This is a genomic window from Peribacillus sp. R9-11, from assembly GCF_031345095.1.
Lineage (GTDB): Bacteria > Bacillota > Bacilli > Bacillales > DSM-1321 > Peribacillus > Peribacillus butanolivorans.
Map to the genome: position 1 here is coordinate 60,289 of NZ_CP133765.1, position 20,451 is coordinate 80,739.

Below are 20,451 nucleotides of genomic sequence, written 5' to 3' on the forward strand. Positions count from 1 at the left end.
TTTATGACGGTGAGGGTGCCAAACAGATTTAGATCTGGGCTTTCTAAAAAAAATCTCCCTAGAACCAATAGTAAGTCTAGCCATTCATATATTCCATTTGATACGAATTGAGATTGATGGAGATTTTTGAATTTCAAATGGTTCTCTGGTGTCACTTCCATTCATATTCCTTTTGAATAAATTTTATGGCTATAAATTGGCGATCAATAGGAATCCTATAGTTTTAATAGTTCTTTAGTGAAAAATGATAAACAATAACATCCGTTTGGCTATATAAGAAATATCAGCTAAAGTCACCTAGAATGTCACGTTATGAAAAAAATAGGGTGGTTTTAATCGGGACAAAAGTACATTTACCAAGGCTAGGTTTACATTATCTCTGAGGAATTGAAAGATGATTTTTAGCATAAGATTACATTGCGGATTAAGAGAAAATCAGACTGAAGTGTTATATTCCTAGCGGAGATGACTTTTAGGTTTATTGAGTGATCCGATAGTTAATAAAAAATTCGGCTGCCTAAGAATCATTGAATATGGAAGAAGTCCAGCTTTTAAAGCAATTTAATGGATCAGTGTAGTTTTACAACTAGAAAAAGAAAAGGTAAACAAATTTAGCTTTGCAACAAAAAAGGTAATTTGCTATTACTCTGAAAAATGTGCCAGAAACTAGAAGGATACAAATATTGTATTTGTGACTTGTATCCAGTTCAAATTGGCAACGCATGGGGGAAATCGGCAAGTACTTATCACGAAAGATATTTATTAGATTGGGATGATTTCCGTTAAAAGCGAGAGAAATAAAGGGTATCGGAGAGACCAAATAAGAACAAGGATGTATTTTTTTTCATCTCTTAAAAATTTTATGCCAGGAGAGCCCGGTAAATGAACAAATCGCTCTCGTCTGGAAAAAGGTGGTAACTGCCAATGCAAGATGAATTAGCCTCAATCGAAAGAACATTAAAAGAAAGCCTGATTAACGATATACATGATGTGGACTCCTTGTTGCAACTTGGTGAGATATACTATACCAGTGGTCGACAACAGTTATCCAAAATCTGCTTTTCAAAGATTCTTGATATTTCCAATGATATATATGTAAAAGAAAAGTCGAGAACACTGTTATTTAAATCCGAACATGATATTCAAACTAATCAAAACAAGGTTCAACCTGTTCCTGATTTCTTAGATTTACTTATCAAAGAGCTACTCGAGCATTCAATGAATGACTATTACTATAATATCGATATGGAACTTTTTGAGCTTATGGCTGTACCAGTTTCTATTGATCGGGTAGTTGTTAACACAGAAAACGAGAAAAAGGAAATTCTTAAACACATACAAGGAATTATTGAACTGTTTTACCATCTTGAAGATCAAGCCTCGCGGAATTTGTTGATGACAGTTTTGGCATTTAGATTACTGGGCAATAAGAAAGTAAAGCTACCTCTAAATACTAATGATTATTGGTCTCAAAGGCAATCCCTCCAAAATCTTATTCACGCGAATGAGACTATTAAGACCAAATATCACGGATGGAACCTTTCCCTTTTTGACTTGAGAACAGTAGGATATGACCTCCAGCTATTCTGCATTTCTATTGGACTGAGCGCTACTTTTATGGATCGGCAATATGAGTACGATAAGATTGCACCTGCAATTAAAGCAAGGAAAGCTGATATTGTTATCGATGCAGGTGGGTGTTTTGGGGACACCGCACTTTACTTCGCTCATGAAGTTGGTGAAAATGGGCATGTTTATACAATAGAATTCATACCAAGTAATTTAGAGATTATGACTAAAAATCTAGGCCTGAATGAAAATCTTAAACAGCGCATTACTATTGTTGAGCGACCTCTTTGGAATGTATCAAATGAAAAACTTTATTACATGGATCAGGGAGCTGCGAGTTCTGTTTCATTCACCAAGACGGACGATTTCAATGAAGAAACATTAACGATTTCTATTGATGATTTGGTCAAAGAAAGAAATATTCCTAAAATTGATTTCATTAAGATGGATATAGAGAGCGCTGAAATGAATGCGCTGAAAGGGGCTACTCAGACTATCCAAACTTTTCGTCCTAAACTTGCCATTGCAATCTATCATCAAGTTAATGATTTTGCCAATGTTGTAAACTTCATTGCAGAATTAGATTTAGAATACAAGTTCTATTTAGGTCACTATACGATATATGCCCAAGAAACGATTCTTTTTGCAGTCCCGGAGTAAGAAATGGAAGGAGTTAAATTGAATTGGATATGAAAAATGGTGCTTTGTCTGACATGACACGTCGCCTTGCGGTAATCGATACCACTTTTCCATGGAAACAAAGTGGTTTTCGCTATTGGGAAAATATCGAAATTTTCAAACAGAGACCGGATACTCTTTTTTTTGCAACGGACTTAAATATGGATGAATTTCCTACACCAGTTTATAAGTTTGAGTCTTTTGAAATAATTGCAAAAAAAGAAGGGATTACTGATATATATTGTGTTTTTTTAAATCTTGTTTTAAGTTTGCAAGGTGCCTGTTATCTCTCTGATGGTACCTATATGCCTGGATCAAATCCAAGATTTAATATAAGTCCATTTATAAAAGAGAATGATATTAACATCCACACAACATTGTATCCTGGTGGTGGCCTGGATCCTTCCACTTCTGATCAATTTCTTCGTATGGCTGACCAAAATTGTAAAACGGTATTTACGAACATTGATGAAGTATTAAATGTTATCCCAACTAGCATTTATTTTCCGGTAGTAATCAATACGGATTTCTACTCTTATGTTCCAAAGTCTAAATCTAAACGAATACAATTAACTTTTTCTGCTCATCGTGCTGAACGTAAAGGTTTTCCATTATTGGCACAAGTATTTAATCAACTTGATGAACATTTTCATCTAAATATTATAGGTGATTGGCAGAATGACCTCCATTTACTAACGAATAAAAATTATACTTTTTTTGGTCTACTAAATCCTGAAAGAATAAAGATTCTTTATGAGCAATCCCATGTATTCATTTACTGTGGTACTCAAGATCAGTTTGCTCTGGATGGGTTTCCAACAACAGCAGCAGTTGATGCGATGGCAACTGGATGTGTTTTAGTTTCCACCAATCCTCGTAATGACCAATTTATACTTGAAAGCGGCGTAGACTATCTTGAGGTGGAAGCAGATGTGAACTCAATAACAGACACTTTGATCTGGATCAAGGAAAACTTCCAGCAAGCTATGGAGATTGGGATAAAAGGTGCAACTAAAATCAAAAATAATTTTGATTCTAAAGTTATTGTGAAATCAAAATTATCGCACATTTTCGGCAACAATCAATAATTAAATAAATTATACAGAATAGGAGCATATAAGTTAGGAGAAACGTTTTCTTGATATAGATGATACTGTCGAAAAATGGGGGGTCTAAAGTGGATCATCATCTTGAAAAGAGACTCATATTCAAAACGTTCATCAAATCTACAAATTTTATCTGTAACTTTTCTCTTTACAAGAAAACAAAATCCAACAAGACGTAATACTTTCTTCGATCTCCAACATTGGTTTTCGACTTATTCGAAAGGTATTTCTTTAATGTCGGTATAATCCACATCATTTTGTTGGTGGACAACTCACATAATTACTCACCGGACTAGCCTTCAATATTTTTTATTCCCTATAGAGCAACGTAGTCATTGATTGTAACCAATTTTATCGTTATTTAAAAATGAAATTTGATCGCCAGTAGCGATATCTAGAACTTAATTACCATTTACCAAAACCTAAATTCTTTTCATTTATTAAATCTCTTGTGTCCCAATTGTTTCAGAACATGAAAAAAAGGGATTTGTTGCAAAATTCAGCTTTAAATCAACAGTTATTCAAGGGAAATATGAATCTGACATTACATTGGAAATGGTATCTGCGCTATAACCAAGTATTCTCATTTTGATAGATAATGGAGGGATTTAGCTTATCAAATGGCTCCAGCATAATTTATAATGGGGATGATATGATGATGGAGTATGACGTCATCTTTTAGCCATCAAATGATACCTGAGAGTCAGATGAAATGTAAATCAATTTAAGAGCTATTGGATGAGATTGTATCACGTTATAGATTCCTAAGAAAACACTATTGATTTTCCCCTTAGAAACAACAAGACAAAAGGCAGCAATGTTCTTCTTCAAGAAAACATTGCGGTCTTTCTATGTTTCTAGGCCTCGTGTCATACTTCACTATCTCCACTGTTCTATTTTAGTAGAAGATCATGTTGTCTTTATTGGCTGGGTAACAAAGGCTGGATAAAGTGTGACTTAGTCTAGTGAATTTTAAGGATATGCTCAGGGATTTTAAAATGGTTCTGTATTTTTAACAATTGGGCGAATTTTATCCAAGCCAATAAACTCCATATTCATAGAATAATGTATGTTTTGTGAAAAGGAGGATACAAAATTGGGTATGGATAAAAGAGATAAAAAATGTAAAGATTGCGGCCATAGCAAATGCAAATGCAATCAAAAAAAATGTAAAGATTGCGGCCATAGCAAATGCAAGTGCGATCATAAAAAATGTAAAGATTGCGGACATAGTAAATGTAAATGTGACAATAATAAATGTTCGGATTGTGGACATAGTCCATGCAAATGCGAATCTAAACAAGAACAAAAGGTAGAGCAAAACGTTAAAGTGAACGTAAACGTACCTTCTCATTGTAATCATGGACCTCAAGGTAATCCAGGATCACAAGGAGTTCAAGGCCCACAAGGGTCTACGGGTACCCAAGGAGTTCAAGGCCCACAAGGGTCTACGGGTACCCAAGGAGCCCAAGGCCCACAAGGGTCTACGGGTACCCAAGGAGCCCAAGGCCCACAAGGGTCTACGGGTACCCAAGGAGCCCAAGGCCCACAAGGGTCTACGGGTGCCCAAGGAGTCCAAGGCCCACAAGGATCTACGGGTGTCCAAGGAGCCCAAGGCCCACAAGGTACTCAAGGACCTTCTGGAGGGGATCAAGGCCCACAAGGATCTACGGGTGCTCAAGGCGATCAAGGCCCACAAGGATCTTCAGGTGCTCAAGGGGATCAAGGCCCACAAGGATCTACGGGTGCTCAAGGGGATCAAGGCCCACAAGGTTCTACTGGTGCTCAAGGAGACCAAGGCCCACAAGGTTCTACTGGTGCTCAAGGAGACCAAGGCCCACAAGGATCTACGGGTGCTCAAGGAGACCAAGGCCCACAAGGATCTACGGGTGCTCAAGGCGATCAAGGCCCACAAGGATCTACGGGTGTTCAAGGCAATCAAGGCCCACAAGGATCTACGGGTGTTCAAGGCAATCAAGGCCCACAAGGATCTACGGGTGCTCAAGGGGACCAAGGCCCACAAGGATCTACGGGCGCTCAAGGCAATCAAGGCCCACAAGGATCTACGGGCGCTCAAGGCGATCAAGGCCCACAAGGATCTACGGGTGCTCAAGGAGACCAAGGCCCACAAGGATCTACGGGCGCTCAAGGCGATCAAGGCCCACAAGGATCTACGGGTGCTCAAGGAGCCCAAGGCCCACAAGGGTCTACGGGTGCTCAAGGGGACCAAGGCCCACAAGGATCTACGGGTGCTCAAGGCGATCAAGGCCCACAAGGATCTACGGGTGCTCAAGGCGATCAAGGCCCACAAGGATCTACGGGTACTCAAGGCGATCAAGGCCCACAAGGATCTACGGGTGCTCAAGGCGATCAAGGCCCACAAGGATCTACGGGCGCTCAAGGGGACCAAGGTCCACAAGGATCTACGGGTGCTCAAGGCGATCAAGGCCCACAAGGTGCTACTGGTGCTCAAGGAGACCAAGGCCCACAAGGTGCTACGGGTGCTCAAGGAGACCAAGGCCCACAAGGATCTACGGGTGCTCAAGGAGACCAAGGCCCACAAGGATCTACGGGTGCTCAAGGAGACCAAGGCCCACAAGGTGCTACTGGTGCTCAAGGAGACCAAGGCCCACAAGGTGCTACGGGTGCTCAAGGAGACCAAGGCCCACAAGGTGCTACTGGTGCTCAAGGAGACCAAGGCCCACAAGGTGCTACTGGTGCTCAAGGAGACCAAGGCCCACAAGGTGCTACTGGTGCTCAAGGCGTTCAAGGCCCACAAGGAGCCACTGGTACTCAAGGAGACCAAGGCCCACAAGGCGCTACGGGTGCTCAAGGCGTTCAAGGCCCACAAGGAGCCACTGGTACTCAAGGAGACCAAGGCCCACAAGGTGCTACTGGTGCTCAAGGCGTTCAAGGCCCACAAGGTGCTACGGGTGCTCAAGGCGTTCAAGGCCCACAAGGAGCCACTGGTACTCAAGGAGACCAAGGCCCACAAGGCGCTACGGGTGCTCAAGGCGTTCAAGGCCCACAAGGAGCCACTGGTACTCAAGGAGACCAAGGCCCACAAGGTGCTACTGGTGCTCAAGGCGTTCAAGGCCCACAAGGAGCCACTGGTACTCAAGGCGTTCAAGGTCCACAAGGCGCCACTGGGAGTGGTGCAATTATTCCTTTCGCTTCCGGTACCCCAGTAACATTGACTAGTGTTCTAGGTGGATTACTTGATACTGGAGGTCTTATTGGGTTCGGAAGTTCTTTTGAAGGTGTTACTATTGGTGGAGGAACAATTACACTAAGTCCTGGTATTGGGGGCGTGCTTGACTTCGCATTTGTAGCACCTCGTGCCGGAACTGTATCATCAATATCTGCATTCTTTAGTACGACAGTGGCAGTAACTATAGGTACACCAGTTACTATTAGAGCAGAAATATATACGGCACCTGCAGCTAGCAATACTTTTTCTCCATCAGGCGCCTTTGTACTATTAACACCAGCTTTAGGACCTGTAATTTCCATTGGAAATACAGCTAGTGGTACTGCTGCAACTGCACTAGGGGTTACTGCAGGGGAAAAATTATTACTGGTTTTCTCTATAGATACTGCAGTTTCGGTTCTCACTGCGGTTGAAGGTTTTGCAAGCGCGGGTATAACGATTAATTAACATTTTGTTAGTATTTTCTAATTCAAGACATCAGTTGCAGTTTAACAAAAACCGATTAGAAATTGCCCCATAACAATTTATTTGAAAACGGGAAGGATAATAATCTTCCCGTTTTTTTTGTCTATTCAGTTTAAAATTAAGAATTTATCAGTAAGAATCTCCCTCTCCAAAAATCATTAATACAGTTCATCGTATAGTTTGATAAAAAGGGGAATGGGAAGATATTTATGAAAAATTCTGTTCCAGTTGGTAGTGATGTTGCATGTTCAGTGCAGGTTCCTTTATTTGGTATTGGTGTTACCGGGAACCTTGCTGGTCCTTTATTGTTACCGACAGACCCATCGAGCACAGGTGGGGCACAGGTATTTGTAAACGGAGTGCCTGTGGGTCCAGTCTTTACTTCACTTGCTGGTGCTCCAATAGTTGGTACTGTAACAGCCCTAATACCTGCTGCAGGTACAGTGGAAATACAGGTTGTAGGCATTGGTACAAGAGCTACTTCCGGTCGCCACATTAGTAGTTGAAACTTTGTTGTAATTTATACCAGAGAACCCTGTAACAAGTGTGGGATTTTCAATATATATCCAGCTTTTAAACATGAACGAAATCAAAGGCGTAATACTTATATTGTTACGCCTTTGGCATCATTCAATTTCAATACAAGAGAAAGAAGACTGCAAAGCATTTTTAATAGGAAGCTTTGTGGTCTTTTCATGTTTCTAAATACTGACATGAAAATCGGTAATAAAATTTCGACTTAGTAATTGAAGACGAACACAGAAAAAACGGAATATCCAATGAAGGTAAACCGATGCATTATATACTGTACCAAAAGGTGAGAAAGATAGAGATTAAGCAATTTACAGTGATTTACTCCCCTTATGATGAACTAATTAGCCCGTAATTAGTGATAGAAACAAGCATTTATTCGCTTTTTTACATATTGTCGAACAAACATCTTTATCTCTGACGATTACCAAACGTTCGATGTCTTGTCCTTTTGTGTATACATAAGATTAACAAATTTGCTCGAAAGCAAGCTAATTTCTTCTTTATTAGAATTCGTTTTATTTTACGAGATAATTAAAAGGCTCTCTCAAGTTCAGAATCAAGGTAAAGATAACCGGCATCTATTAAAAATGTTATCCATACATTGTTATAATAGGAATAATTTTTAAAAAATTCCAAAAGACAATCCAAGGTGAACAATTAAGATTCACTTAATAACTAATATCCTTAATCCCTTTTTTAAAAAGAAATTAAGTCTTTGTAATTTTATGAACAACTGGCGCACATAGCTAGATTTTTAGTCCAAGGTTGTTAATATCATTTCAATCTGCTTGATATCTTCTACAAATTCATGATAATCCTTTACGCGCTCACGATAAGAGTGAAGAGCAGTTTTGAATAAATCGTTCGTATCAAGAAATCCATCTTCTCGTGAGGCAACTATAATATCTAACCATTGACTAAATGTTTTTAGACCTAGTATGTTGTTATTTTGATTCGGATGTCTTCGAAAATAACTAAGAGCTTCCGGAATATACACAGCTTTTCCTTTTGATAATAATGACAACCAGGCAGCTAGATCATTGATAAGAGAATACTGTTTCCCTTTGTATACTCCATAAAGTTCGGTAAGATCTTTTTTTCTAAATAACACTGTTGTCGGTTCACCGATGACATTGAGACAACGGGTTAATGCAACGTTCCCCAACATCTTTCCATCTAAAATTCTTGTTTCTTCATATAGCCTAGCCGTTGCACCGATAGGAGGGAGAAACTGACCTGATTCATCGATGGTTTGTCGATAAGAAGTAACAAGTGAAATATTTTCGAATTCATTAAAAAAATAGATCATTTTTGCGATTTTTTCTTTTTGAAAAACGTCATCATCCATCAAGTAATTGATATATTCCCCTGATGCTAGATCAAAGCATTTGTGCCAATTTTCAAGAAATAAATTCCGTTCGTTTTTATGATACTTGATCTGAGGAAATGAATGTAAATAAGGAACAAGCATATCTTGTACTCGATCATCTGAACTATCATCACAGATGATGATTTCTATATTCGGGTAGGTTTGTTCTAATACACTATCGATGGCTATTTTTAGAGTATGTGGTCGGTTATACGCAGGTATGACTATACTTACTAATGGAAGTACCACGGGATACTCCTCCTTCCTATATAGTAACATTCCCTCCGATATGGACACTGGGGCAACTGTCACAAAATCTACAATTCGATTATCGCGGCTCTCCTAAATGATTTCGTTTAACAATGAACATAGAAGGATGTACTAACTAACGTACCTGCAAACTGAAAACTAAACTTCTTTGTTTTTTCAACTAGACGTTACTTTAGGAATGGATCCTTTGTGCTAGAATATACAATTTTTACCTGTTTTTTATTAGCGAAGAGATATTAGTAAATCACCTAAAATAGGAGCATCATCTACGATTAAGCCCTTTTAATTCAAGTCGTTCATCCAGAAATTCTGTCCCTTGAATTCCGATTTAGATTTGCTCACAAAGTTAAAGAACTTTACGACCATTACTACCACAACACCAAATCACCATCGTCTTTCTGAAGGAACCATCCTTCAAACGAACATCTTTGTTTGTGATTTATTTCCATATAGATAAACTTAAGATTCGACTGGATATATTCTCCGGAACTAGCCAAGGCGTATAAGGATACCTATAAAAATGGATGCTGATAATAAGGAGGAGAAAAATAAGTCCGTGATTGGATGTTTTAACTCGTAAGCGAATGAATGATGTCATCGTTTTGTGGACCTTCTGGACCAAATAGGCATCCCGTAGATAAGGCAATTTTCCTTTCAGCTTTTTGAACTGTCCAGTCATTACCTAGAAATCTTTTTGATATAATTGTTTGAGGTACCAAGTATAAATTTGAAGTATCCTACAACCACTGGTACACCAGATTCGTGGATCTGTCGATAGAAGTCGAGGGTCATATATGTACCAAAGGTAGCATATGGAATAAACGTGTCCACTTGATCGCCCAGTATTAGCTACTCACTAAAGGCTCTTCTCATCCATACACCAGTTATCCGAACGAGTACCTACAAAAAATGACTCTATTCCACACCATATCGTAGCCAGGAGTAGGGTTGTAAAAAATGTGAAATTCGGCATCGAGACATAGTTATTTCCCCCTTGAACGCTTACTTTGGGAAATAACTAATAATAAGCCGGCTCATAGGTTATCCAATACTCGTTGTTCACAGGTTATTGAGGGTGCCGAAAGTACTGTAAATTCGAGATAATTTTATTTCGGACAAATACGTGATCAACGACTCCTTGCTTCATCTAAAATATATTGCTATCGCTTTGGTAATAGACTTCAACTGATGAAAAATTAAATTGATCTTCCCTGAAAATGAATGCTCTCTCTGCCACCGTTTCAAAAATAGCTCATGACCATGCAGTGATTGTGACCATAGACGTCGTTTTTTGCTTGGTGGCTCTAAGATGGAGAGGGGCATATGCATTCTTTTTGAACATCAGCCTCCGTTGATATTGTAATGTTACTGATTCGTTCAAAATGAACGTCTGGGTTTGTCTTTGAGTTGCATGGAGTAATATTTTCTAATATTTCCTATATATATAATCGATGTAAAAAAATTCATATGATGAAGAGAATGAGTAATGGTTATAGAAACTACTCATGAATCAATACGAATCTATAGTTTGTGTTGGATATTCTGAAAGGGGGATGGATATGTCATCGGATCATACTCCACTATTGACAACTCACCTATTTATTTCAAAGAAAAATTCATGGGATGGATTGGAAGATATGTTAATGAGACTGGCTGAAAGTGGAATCACAGTGAAGTTGTATGGACCTGATGATGCATTATTGGATATAAATCCTAAAAATCCTCGTGTATATGTTTCATTGGGAACGGAGTGGGAAGAATTTAGAACACTGAATGCGTTACCTGTTCACGAGAGAAAACGTTGGTTACATTACAATTCTTCAACAGAAATTCAACCATTCAATTTATTTTTCTGCTGGCTCAAACGGACCGATCCTCTCCCTGAAAATAAAGCGCTACCTTCGACTCGTTTTTCTTCAGATACTCCTTTAGTGTCCGTGTTCACAGCTAGCTACAAGTCCAAAGACAAAATTCAGCGACCTTATCGCTCTCTATTGAATCAGACTTACTCTAATTGGGAATGGGTTATTGTAGACGACTCCGGTGATGAGGATGAGACATACAACCAAGATTTACTGCCTCTAGACGATCCCCGTGTGAGGAGGTATCGCCAAGATTCCCGCAATGGCTACATAGGGGCAATCAAACGGTATGCAGCAGGTCTATGTACAGGGGAAATTTTAGTGGAAGTAGATCATGATGATGACCTAACTCCAAATTGCCTGAAGAAAATCGTCGATGCATTTCAACAACACCCTGAATGTGGCTTTGCTTATGGGGATTGTGCAGAGGTGCACGTAGGGAGCCACCATGCTCATTGGTATGGTTGGGATTGTGGTTTTGGATTTAGTATTCATTATCGAGTCTGGGTACATGAAATGAATCGATGGCAAAATGTGCAAAGACACACTACCATCAATGGGAATACAATCCGCCATTTGGTTGGTTTACCTAATCATCCTCGTGCGTGGGCGAGGGATTTTTACCATCTAATTGGAGGCCACCGCGAAGAACTATTGGTTGCAGACGATTACGATATGCTAGTTCGGACGTTTCTTAGTACGAAGTATGTATCTATTCCCGATTTACTCTATATCCAATATCGAAATGAAAATGGAGATAACTCTACTTTTCAGAGAAATAAGCAGATTCAAATCCTCGTAAAAGAACTAAACAGTTATTATTCCCAGAGAATCTACACAAGATTGGAAGAACTGAATTTACCCGAGAGTGTGCCATATAGTCGTATATGGGAGACAACTACAGATAATCCAGCACGAAAAACTGCTCATATCATTAATGAAGAATTATCTAGAGTTTCCATACTATTTCCTATTCCTCACTCCTGTCCTACAAATGAGCACACCCAATTATTTAAAACTCTTCAAAAGGGCATAGATACCAATTTTAATGAAATCGAGGTTGTTATTGTTGGTCGTATTCCTGCTGGAATCGAAAGCTTTGCGTCAAGGGCGCCCATGGGAGCCATCCGCTGGTGGCCAATGGAGGAGAATGATTCAATAGAAACGTGTATCCAATATGCCAAGTTTTGCTCTTCATGTTCTGAGAAAGTAGTAGTGTTGCCTTAACCTCTGCAAGGATGATAAGAGTTGCTGCTATAGGAGCTAGTTAACAAAAAATGCCCAAACTATGACTATTTCAACTTGAATCTTACTTTTATTATCACGCCTGATGACAAGTAAATTAAAAACGGGGAGGGTTATTAACCCTTCCCGTTTTTTTGTCTTCTCAATTATTAGATTAAGAATTTATCAGTAAAAACCTCCCCTTCAAAACCATAAAACAGTCAATCATATATTTTGATACAAAGGGGAAGGGAAAGGTGTTTATGAAAAAACCCCCTCATTAATTATTCGTCACAATTTTTAATATAATTTTAAAAAATAATCAATTTTTTTCACACTCAAGTTATTCGCTCCGTTTCTCATCTCAATAACATACCCCATAACTGAAGGTATGAATCACATGTTGAATAAATTTTTTGCCTAGATCCTTGGTTATTTTCTGACTCTTTTACAAGAGCTAGGCGATACCATATATGGGCTATTTGAATTCTTTGTTTACTTTATATAAAATTCCTAATATTCAAGAAGCATCTTGGAGTGGTACATCATAATTAAATCATCACAAGTGATTCTTGATTCTTTTTCTTTTATTAAATCTCTAGAACACTCCCCTATGTCTTTTCATGCACAAATTTCATCCTCAATCCATCCTTTTTGTAGTTTAGAATTTTCGATTTCCTTAATAATCCCCTTTTCTCGTTGGTTAAAGACGACGGGGGTGTAACCATAGAGGAAAAAAAGATAATCGTTACTACGATATTGAACCGGCATCGCCCATACACCAAACCTTGGAAACTCCATCTAGCCCCATACTTAATAGTGTAATGGATCTTAATTTGGCACTAACTAACAGGTTGCGAAGCTCGGGATTCTTTCATATATAGCCGACTAAACCATGTTAAATAAAAGTGAGATTAAATGCACTACTTACTAGTCCAGAAGTTGTCCTTTTGCATAAAAAAGACTATGGGATGCTAAAATTTTACAATCGATAACTTTAAAGGAAAAACATGGAAGAGACATCCAAAAGGCAGTGAAATATCACATAGTGGAACAAACTTATGGGCCTAAGCGAGTTCGTTCAAATTCCCTACATATATATCAGGTGTTCACCACTTCCAAATTTAATTTTATATTCATAGGATACAGTAATGTCTGATAGAAAGGAGGATAAAATTGGGTAAGGATAAAAAAGATAAAAAATGTAAAGATTGCGGACATAGTAAATGTTTGGATTGTGGACATAGTCAATGCAAATGCGAATCTAAAAAAGAACAAAAGGTAGAGCAAAACGTTGAAGTGAATGTAAGCGTACCTGCTAATGGTAATCAGGGTACTCAAGGCTCTAAAGGGGCTCAAGGACCTCAGGGATCTCAAGGAGTTCAAGGCCCTCAAGGAGTTCAAGGTTCTCAGGGGCCACAAGGAGTTCAAGGCCCTCAAGGAGTTCAAGGCTCTCAGGGGCCACAAGGAGTTCAAGGCCCTCAAGGAGTTCAAGGCTCTCAGGGGCCACAAGGTGTTCAAGGGGACCAAGGACCACAAGGTGCTACTGGTGCTCAAGGAGACCAAGGCCCACAAGGTGCTACTGGTGTTCAAGGGGACCAAGGCCCACAAGGTGCTACTGGTGCTCAAGGAGACCAAGGCCCACAAGGTGCTACTGGTGTTCAAGGGGACCAAGGCCCACAAGGTGCTACTGGTGCTCAAGGAGACCAAGGCCCACAAGGTGCTACTGGTGTTCAAGGGGACCAAGGACCACAAGGTGCTACTGGTGCTCAAGGAGACCAAGGACCACAAGGTGCTAGTGGTGCTCAAGGGGACCAAGGACCACAAGGCGTTCAAGGCCCTCAAGGTGCTCAAGGACCACAAGGCGTTCAAGGCTCACAAGGCGTTCAAGGCCCTCAAGGTGCTCAAGGACCACAGGGCGTTCAAGGCCCTCAAGGTGCTCAAGGCCCACAGGGCGTTCAAGGACCACAAGGGGATCAAGGCCCGCAAGGCGTTCAAGGACCGCAAGGTGCTCAAGGGCCACAAGGTGCTCAAGGCCCTCAAGGCGTTCAAGGACCACAAGGTGCTCAAGGCCCGCAAGGTGCTCAAGGACCGCAGGGCGTTCAAGGGCCACAAGGTGCTCAAGGCCCACAAGGTGCTAGTGGTGCTCAAGGGGACCAAGGCCCACAAGGTGCTAGTGGTGCTCAAGGAGACCAAGGCCCACAAGGTGCTACTGGTGTTCAAGGGGACCAAGGCCCGCAAGGTGCTAGTGGTGCGCAGGGTACTCAAGGCCCACAAGGTGCTAGTGGTGCTCAAGGGGACCAAGGCCCACAAGGTGCTATTGGTGCGCAAGGTACACAAGGACCTCAAGGACCACAAGGTGGTACTGGTGTTCAAGGGGACCAAGGCCCACAAGGTGCTAGTGGTGCTCAAGGAGACCAAGGCCCACAAGGTGCTACTGGTGTTCAAGGGGACCAAGGCCCGCAAGGTGCTAGTGGTGCGCAGGGTACTCAAGGCCCACAAGGTGGTACTGGTGTTCAAGGGGACCAAGGCCCACAAGGTGCTACTGGTGCTCAAGGAGACCAAGGCCCACAAGGTGGTACTGGTGTTCAAGGGGACCAAGGCCCGCAAGGTGCTACTGGTGCTCAAGGAGACCAAGGCCCACAAGGTGCTACTGGTGTTCAAGGGGGCCAAGGCCCGCAAGGTGCTATTGGTGCGCAGGGTACTCAAGGCCCACAAGGTGCTAGTGGTGCTCAAGGGGACCAAGGCCCACAAGGTGCTATTGGTGCGCAAGGTACACAAGGACCTCAAGGACCACAAGGCGTTCAAGGCCCTCAGGGCGTTCAAGGACCGCAAGGTGCTCAAGGGCCACAAGGTGCTCAAGGCCCGCAGGGTGTTCAAGGCCCACAAGGGGATCAAGGCCCGCAAGGTGCTCAAGGACCGCAGGGCGTTCAAGGCCCACAAGGTGCTCAAGGACCGCAGGGCGTTCAAGGCCCACAAGGGGATCAAGGCTCGCAAGGCGTTCAAGGCCCTCAAGGTGCTCAAGGCCCGCAAGGTGCTCAAGGCCCGCAAGGCGTTCAAGGCCCACAAGGGGATCAAGGCTCGCAAGGCGTTCAAGGCCCTCAAGGTGCTCAAGGCCCGCAAGGCGTTCAAGGACCACAAGGTACTCAAGGGGACCAAGGACCACAAGGTGCTAGTGGTGCTCAAGGGGACCAAGGCGTTCAAGGCCCTCAAGGTGCTCAAGGACCGCAGGGCGTTCAAGGGCCACAAGGTGCTCAAGGCCCACAAGGTGCTCAAGGACCGCAGGGCGTTCAAGGCCCACAAGGGGATCAAGGCTCGCAGGGCGTTCAAGGCCCACAAGGGGTTCAAGGCCCGCAAGGGGATCAAGGCCCGCAAGGTGTTCAAGGTCCGCAAGGCACTCAAGGCCCGCAGGGCGTTCAAGGCCCACAAGGGGATCAAGGCCCGCAAGGTGCTCAAGGCCCGCAGGGCGTTCAAGGCCCACAAGGGGATCAAGGCCCGCAAGGCACTCAAGGCCCGCAGGGCGTTCAAGGCCCACAAGGGGATCAAGGCCCGCAAGGTGTTCAAGGCCCGCAAGGGGATCAAGGCCCGCAAGGCGTTCAAGGCCCACAAGGTGTTCAAGGCCCGCAAGGTGCTCGAGGCCCGCAGGGCGATCAAGGGCCACAAGGTGCTCAAGGACCACAAGGCGTTCAAGGTCCACAAGGTGCTCAAGGCCCGCAGGGCGTTCAAGGCCCACAAGGTGCTCAAGGTGCTCAAGGACCACAAGGCGTTCAAGGTCCACAAGGCGTTCAAGGCCCGCAAGGTGCTCAAGGTCCACAAGGTGCTCAAGGTCCACAAGGCGTTCAAGGCCCACAAGGTACTCAAGGACCACAAGGCGTTCAAGGTCCACAAGGTGGAGTATTAGCCTTTGCAGATTTTTTTGCGTTGATGCCTCCTGATAATGCAGCAACAGTTGCTGCCGGTACAGACGTAAGCTTTCCGCAAGATGGACCTACTAGTGGGGCTGCTATTTCCCGTACTGGTCCTAGTACATTTAACTTATTAGAAATTGGCTTTTATCAGGTCCTGTTTCAGGTGAGTGTGACCGAAGCGGGCCAACTGATTCTAACTCTCAATGGTGCTGACCTAGCCTATACGGTGGTCGGGCGAGCAACCGGTACTACTCAGATAGTAGGAATGGCTCTTGTGCAAACGACAGTGATCAACTCAATACTCACTGTACGAAATCCTGCTGGCAATACCCCGGCGCTTACCATCACTCCTTTGGCTGGAGGAGCAAGGCCTGTTTCAGCACACCTTGTTATCACGCGACTCGGATAGACGGAAAAATAATTAATATGACATTCTGTATCAAACCTGTTGGCTGGTTTGGTAGTAGCATTTAGCCCAATTAAAAACATGGTACTCTCAATTTAAAAAATTAAACCTGTGATTAAAATGATAAAAGATATGGATTAGTCTGATTGCTATTTTTAAGAATCCTCAATTTTTTTAATAATGGGTGCTTCGTACTATAAAAAGGTCAAGCAGATATTTAAAATGTACCCTTTGTAAAGGACATTAAAAAAAGGTTAGGCCACATTAAGAAGATGATTTCTGTGTATTCTACAGGGGGCATCTTTTTTTAATTCCATTGGTATCTAAACTAGTTATAATACGTCATATAACTTCTTATTTTCATTTTATGTACATTTATAGTATTACAAGGTTTAATATAGGCTTCATCTTAGAAATGACCAAAAAAGGAATCTATTAGAGTGTTATCCAACAGTTCCTCTTTTTTACATTTATTGCATAATTCCTAGTTTTTTTACGTGTTTCTGAAATGTGGGACTAGTATAGTGTACTCCTTGACCAGAGTGATTATAGGCCCCTTCCGCAAACTTTACTCGTTTATTCTTCATTAAATTTACTAATGTATCTGTAGCTAAATCTAATGTCATTCGACTAGACACATTATAGGCAAGTATTTAAAGTATTTCATTCGTTGAACTATCTTTAATCGTGGATAAATAAATAAGCCTTCTGTCCATTGTCATAATATAAATATGTAATATCAGTAAGTAATACTTTTCCTGGAATTGCTTGTTTAAACTCTCGGTTTAATAAGGTCGGCAGAACGGTGTGTGTTCTTGAGTGGCTTTCAACGTCTTCTGATTAGGGTTGGTTCTTCTAATTGGACAAACAATCTTGTATTCATTATCAACAACATTCCTGACAGTTGGAGTTTTTCAAAGAAGGAAAAAAGGAAGACCTTACTAGGCTGCTGAACCGCCAAAAAGCTCACACAGAAGTTTATCCAAATACGTATAGACCATTACACTAAATCCATGGATAACTCAATTGCATAAAAAGTGTAATGGATTTTTTAATTTGGCACGTAAGTAACCAACAGATTGCAAGGCTCGGCCACGGCTATTTTGGGATTATTTCATGTTTAGCTGGTAGACCCCGTTAAATAAAAATGAGCTTACTAGGGCTAATAACTAGGCCGGAAGTTGTCCTTTTGCATATAAAGGATTAATGAATGACAAAAGGGAGGCAGCTTATGAAAATCCGAAAGGCCATTATTCCGGCCGCAGGCCTCGGGACTCGATTTTTGCCTGCAACAAAAGCCCAGGCTAAGGAAATGCTGCCGATTGTTGATAAACCAACGATTCAATATATTGTAGAAGAAGCAGTAGCTTCGGGTATAGAGGAAATTATTATCATAATCGGTAGAGGAAAAAGATCAATAGAGGATCATTTTGATAAATCCTATGAGTTGGAAGATGCACTTTTAAGAAAAAATCAGCTAGATGTTTTAGAGGAAGTTCAGAAAATATCTAGTTTGGCAAATATCTATTATGTCCGCCAAAAGGAACCGAAGGGGCTAGGACATGCAATTCTCTGCGCGAAAAGCTTCATTGGAAATGAACCTTTTGCTGTTTTATTAGGAGATGACATCGTTATGTCTGAAACACCTTGTCTGAAACAAATCATCAGTGTTTTCGAGTATTGTAACAGCTCCGTTGTAGCTGTTCAGAATGTACCGGAAAAGGATGTCAGTAAATATGGAATTATTAAGCCAAAAGGGACAATGATTGAGCCTAACCTTTTCCATATCGATTCTTTGGTGGAAAAACCCAAAAGGGAAGAGGCTCCTTCCAGATATGCGATTATGGGGCGTTATGTTTTAAGACCTGAGATTTTTGAAACACTAGCAAAGCTTCCAATTGGACATGGTAATGAATTACAGCTAACAGATGCCATAAATGAGCTAAATAAGCAGCAGGCCGTATTAGCATATAACTTTGAGGGAAACCGATATGATATTGGTGATAAAGTTGGATTTATTAAGGCAACAATAGACTTTGCCTTGCAAAGGGATGATATAAGAGATGAGGTACTTTCCTATTTAAGTCATGTAAATAAGAAAGAAAACCTTCAGATTATAAAGAGAGAGCTTGAATAATATGAAAATAGCTGTTTTAGGTACAGGTTATGTCGGGCTGTCCACTGGTGTTTGTTTGTCAGAAATAGGGCATAGTGTCATTTGTATCGATACAGATGAACAGAAAATTAAAAGTCTACGTCAAGGGATTTCTCCAATATATGAACCGGGTCTGGAGACTTTGCTTGTTCAAAATGCTGCAGCGGGTAGACTGCTATTTACAACTTCTCATCGAGAGGCATTAATTGGTGCTGAGATTATTATTATTGCTGTAGGAACACCGCAAAGGGATGACGGGGGAGCAGATTTATCGTATCTTGAGCAAGCGGCGAAGGATATTGCTGCCCATTTAGTACAGAGTGCTGTGGTCGTCTTAAAGAGTACAGTGCCTGTTGGTACGAATGAATTTATTAAAAAAATTATGGAAGATCAATGTAACGAAAGGGTCACCCTTGAAATGGTTTCAAACCCTGAATTCTTAAGACAAGGGTCTGCCATTATGGATACGATGCAACCAGATCGAATCATTATCGGTTTTGAAAATGAAGAGGCGGCAATGAAAGTACAAGAAATGTATCGTCCGTTGAATGCACCATTTGTATTAACAAGTATTAAAAGTGCGGAAATGATTAAGTATGCTTCTAATGCCTTTTTGGCGACTAAGATTAGCTTTATCAATGAGGTTGCCAATTTATGCGGGGTAGTAGGAGCAGATGTTGAAGATGTAGCAAAGGGAATGGGAAAAGATAAAAGGATTGGAGAATCCTTTTTACAACCCGGTATTGGTTATGGAGGATCTTGTTTTCCTAAGGATGTTAAAGCTTTGCTTCATACGGCCAATTTGCATGGAATACAGTTCTCCCTGTTGAAAGAAACAGTAGCGATTAACGATTTCCAGCAAGAACTCCTTGTAACGAAAGCTATAAAACGTTTTGGAGAATTAAAAGGAAAAAAGGTTGCGATGCTTGGTCTTGCTTTCAAGCCTGAGACTGACGATATGAGGGAAGCGCCATCAATCAAAATTGCGCGTTCATTAGCCAAACTGGGAGCAGAAGTGGTAGCTTATGATCCCGTTGCAATAGATAATGCCAAGAAAATATTAAGGGATACAATTAGGTATGCAAGCTCAGCCCACGAAGCGGCATTGGATGCGGACGCAGTATTTATTGTCACAGAATGGAATGAGTTTAGACATTTAAATCTTGAGGCATTGATGAATATAATGAAACAACCGATTGTTTTTGATGGAAGAAATTGTTTTGGGGAAGAACGAATCAGAGCTTGTAAGAAAATTGAATATTATCCAATAGGAAGACCATCAATAATAATTGGAATGACTTAAATGATCAACATTTTCTAACATCTTCATTAATTCTAAAATGATTTTTTAAAGCCGTAGTATAAACTATTCTATAGGCGGGCAAACCGGCGAAGCAGCACCTTTGATAGTTCTTAGGTGCTTTTTTGTATTTCTTAAAATAGAAGTAATTATCTTTGAAGATATAAAGCGAATTATAATCGCTAAGTGACCGTCATTTCTTTGTGTCGATTTGCTTGGTATTTGAGAAACATAGAGGAATACAATAACTCCAATAAAAAGACCCTCTATTTAGTTTACTCTCATTAGTATTACCTAAACAATGGAAATACATAGAGAGTCCACGAGTCTATCATATATTTTTATTAAATTTTTTTTCTTTTGTCAGGCATACTCGTTTTGTTATGTTTCTGGT

The 20,451-nt window shown here is 41.2% G+C and carries 12 protein-coding genes and 3 pseudogenes; 12 read left to right on the forward strand and 3 right to left on the reverse strand.

The features are described from left to right. The first annotated feature begins 924 nt into the window (after positions 1-924). The 7 genes and pseudogenes from RE409_RS29830 to RE409_RS29855 all read left to right on the forward strand — a co-directional run bounded on the left by RE409_RS29830 (position 925) and on the right by RE409_RS29855 (position 7,535). The gene (locus tag RE409_RS29830) at positions 925-2,229 is read left to right on the forward strand and encodes an FkbM family methyltransferase (protein ID WP_201254749.1); all 1,305 of its coding nucleotides are present in this window, start codon (positions 925-927) and stop codon (positions 2,227-2,229) included. Positions 2,230-2,258: 29 nt separating this feature from the next. Further along, a complete protein-coding gene (locus tag RE409_RS29835) occupies positions 2,259-3,335 on the forward strand; it encodes a glycosyltransferase (RefSeq protein ID WP_242489200.1) in 1,077 nt (358 codons plus the stop codon). Positions 3,336-4,079: 744 nt separating this feature from the next. Further along, a pseudogene (locus RE409_RS30850) lies at positions 4,080-4,227 on the forward strand (IS6 family transposase); the annotation flags it as partial. Between the two features lie 202 nt (positions 4,228-4,429). After that, positions 4,430-4,669: a hypothetical protein gene (locus RE409_RS29840; RefSeq protein ID WP_242486198.1), complete on the forward strand. Its 240-nt coding sequence runs from the start codon at positions 4,430-4,432 to the stop codon at positions 4,667-4,669. A 45-nt stretch (positions 4,670-4,714) separates the two neighbouring features. Beyond that, the gene (locus tag RE409_RS29845; protein ID WP_309559651.1) at positions 4,715-6,544 is read left to right on the forward strand and encodes a hypothetical protein; all 1,830 of its coding nucleotides are present in this window, start codon (positions 4,715-4,717) and stop codon (positions 6,542-6,544) included. A gap of 2 nt (positions 6,545-6,546) precedes the next feature. Continuing rightward, a complete protein-coding gene (locus RE409_RS29850) occupies positions 6,547-7,011 on the forward strand; it encodes an exosporium glycoprotein BclB-related protein (protein ID WP_309559652.1) in 465 nt (154 codons plus the stop codon). A 227-nt stretch (positions 7,012-7,238) separates the two neighbouring features. Continuing rightward, positions 7,239-7,535 carry a hypothetical protein gene (locus tag RE409_RS29855; RefSeq protein WP_201225715.1) on the forward strand — a complete coding sequence of 99 codons (297 nt, stop codon included), beginning with the start codon at positions 7,239-7,241 and terminating at the stop codon, positions 7,533-7,535. A 782-nt stretch (positions 7,536-8,317) separates the two neighbouring features. On the opposite strand, the gene RE409_RS29860 is transcribed toward RE409_RS29855, so the two are convergent. Next, positions 8,318-9,181: a glycosyltransferase family 2 protein gene (locus RE409_RS29860; protein ID WP_201225713.1), complete on the reverse strand. Its 864-nt coding sequence runs from the start codon at positions 9,179-9,181 to the stop codon at positions 8,318-8,320. 1,580 nt (positions 9,182-10,761) lie between these two features. Between RE409_RS29860 and RE409_RS29865 the strand changes: the two genes are divergently transcribed. Continuing rightward, on the forward strand, positions 10,762-12,291 hold the full coding sequence (locus RE409_RS29865; protein WP_201225710.1) for a glycosyltransferase: 1,530 nt from the start codon (positions 10,762-10,764) through the stop codon (positions 12,289-12,291). Positions 12,292-12,909: 618 nt separating this feature from the next. On the opposite strand, the gene RE409_RS29870 is transcribed toward RE409_RS29865, so the two are convergent. Then, positions 12,910-13,089, reverse strand: a complete 180-nt coding sequence (locus tag RE409_RS29870; RefSeq protein ID WP_201225708.1) for a hypothetical protein — start codon at positions 13,087-13,089, stop codon at positions 12,910-12,912. A 516-nt stretch (positions 13,090-13,605) separates the two neighbouring features. On the opposite strand from RE409_RS29870, the pseudogene RE409_RS29875 reads away from it, so the two are divergent. Beyond that, positions 13,606-15,774, forward strand: a pseudogene (locus tag RE409_RS29875) (collagen-like triple helix repeat-containing protein); the annotation flags it as partial. Positions 15,775-16,212: 438 nt separating this feature from the next. Next, positions 16,213-16,605 carry a hypothetical protein gene (locus tag RE409_RS30855; protein ID WP_397443459.1) on the forward strand — a complete coding sequence of 131 codons (393 nt, stop codon included), beginning with the start codon at positions 16,213-16,215 and terminating at the stop codon, positions 16,603-16,605. A 304-nt stretch (positions 16,606-16,909) separates the two neighbouring features. On the opposite strand, the pseudogene RE409_RS29880 reads toward RE409_RS30855, so the two are convergent. Beyond that, positions 16,910-17,483 (reverse strand): annotated as a pseudogene (locus RE409_RS29880) (DDE-type integrase/transposase/recombinase); the annotation flags it as partial. A 350-nt stretch (positions 17,484-17,833) separates the two neighbouring features. On the opposite strand from RE409_RS29880, the gene galU reads away from it, so the two are divergent. Together galU and RE409_RS29890 are read left to right on the forward strand one after the other, a co-directional pair. Further along, positions 17,834-18,739, forward strand: coding sequence for a UTP--glucose-1-phosphate uridylyltransferase GalU (galU, locus tag RE409_RS29885; protein WP_056521356.1), 906 nt, complete (start codon positions 17,834-17,836; stop codon positions 18,737-18,739). Between the two features lies 1 nt (position 18,740). After that, positions 18,741-20,060 (forward strand): UDP-glucose dehydrogenase family protein, encoded by a 1,320-nt coding sequence (locus tag RE409_RS29890; RefSeq protein ID WP_201225706.1) that lies wholly within the window; start codon positions 18,741-18,743, stop codon positions 20,058-20,060. Positions 20,061-20,451: the final 391 nt, after the last annotated feature.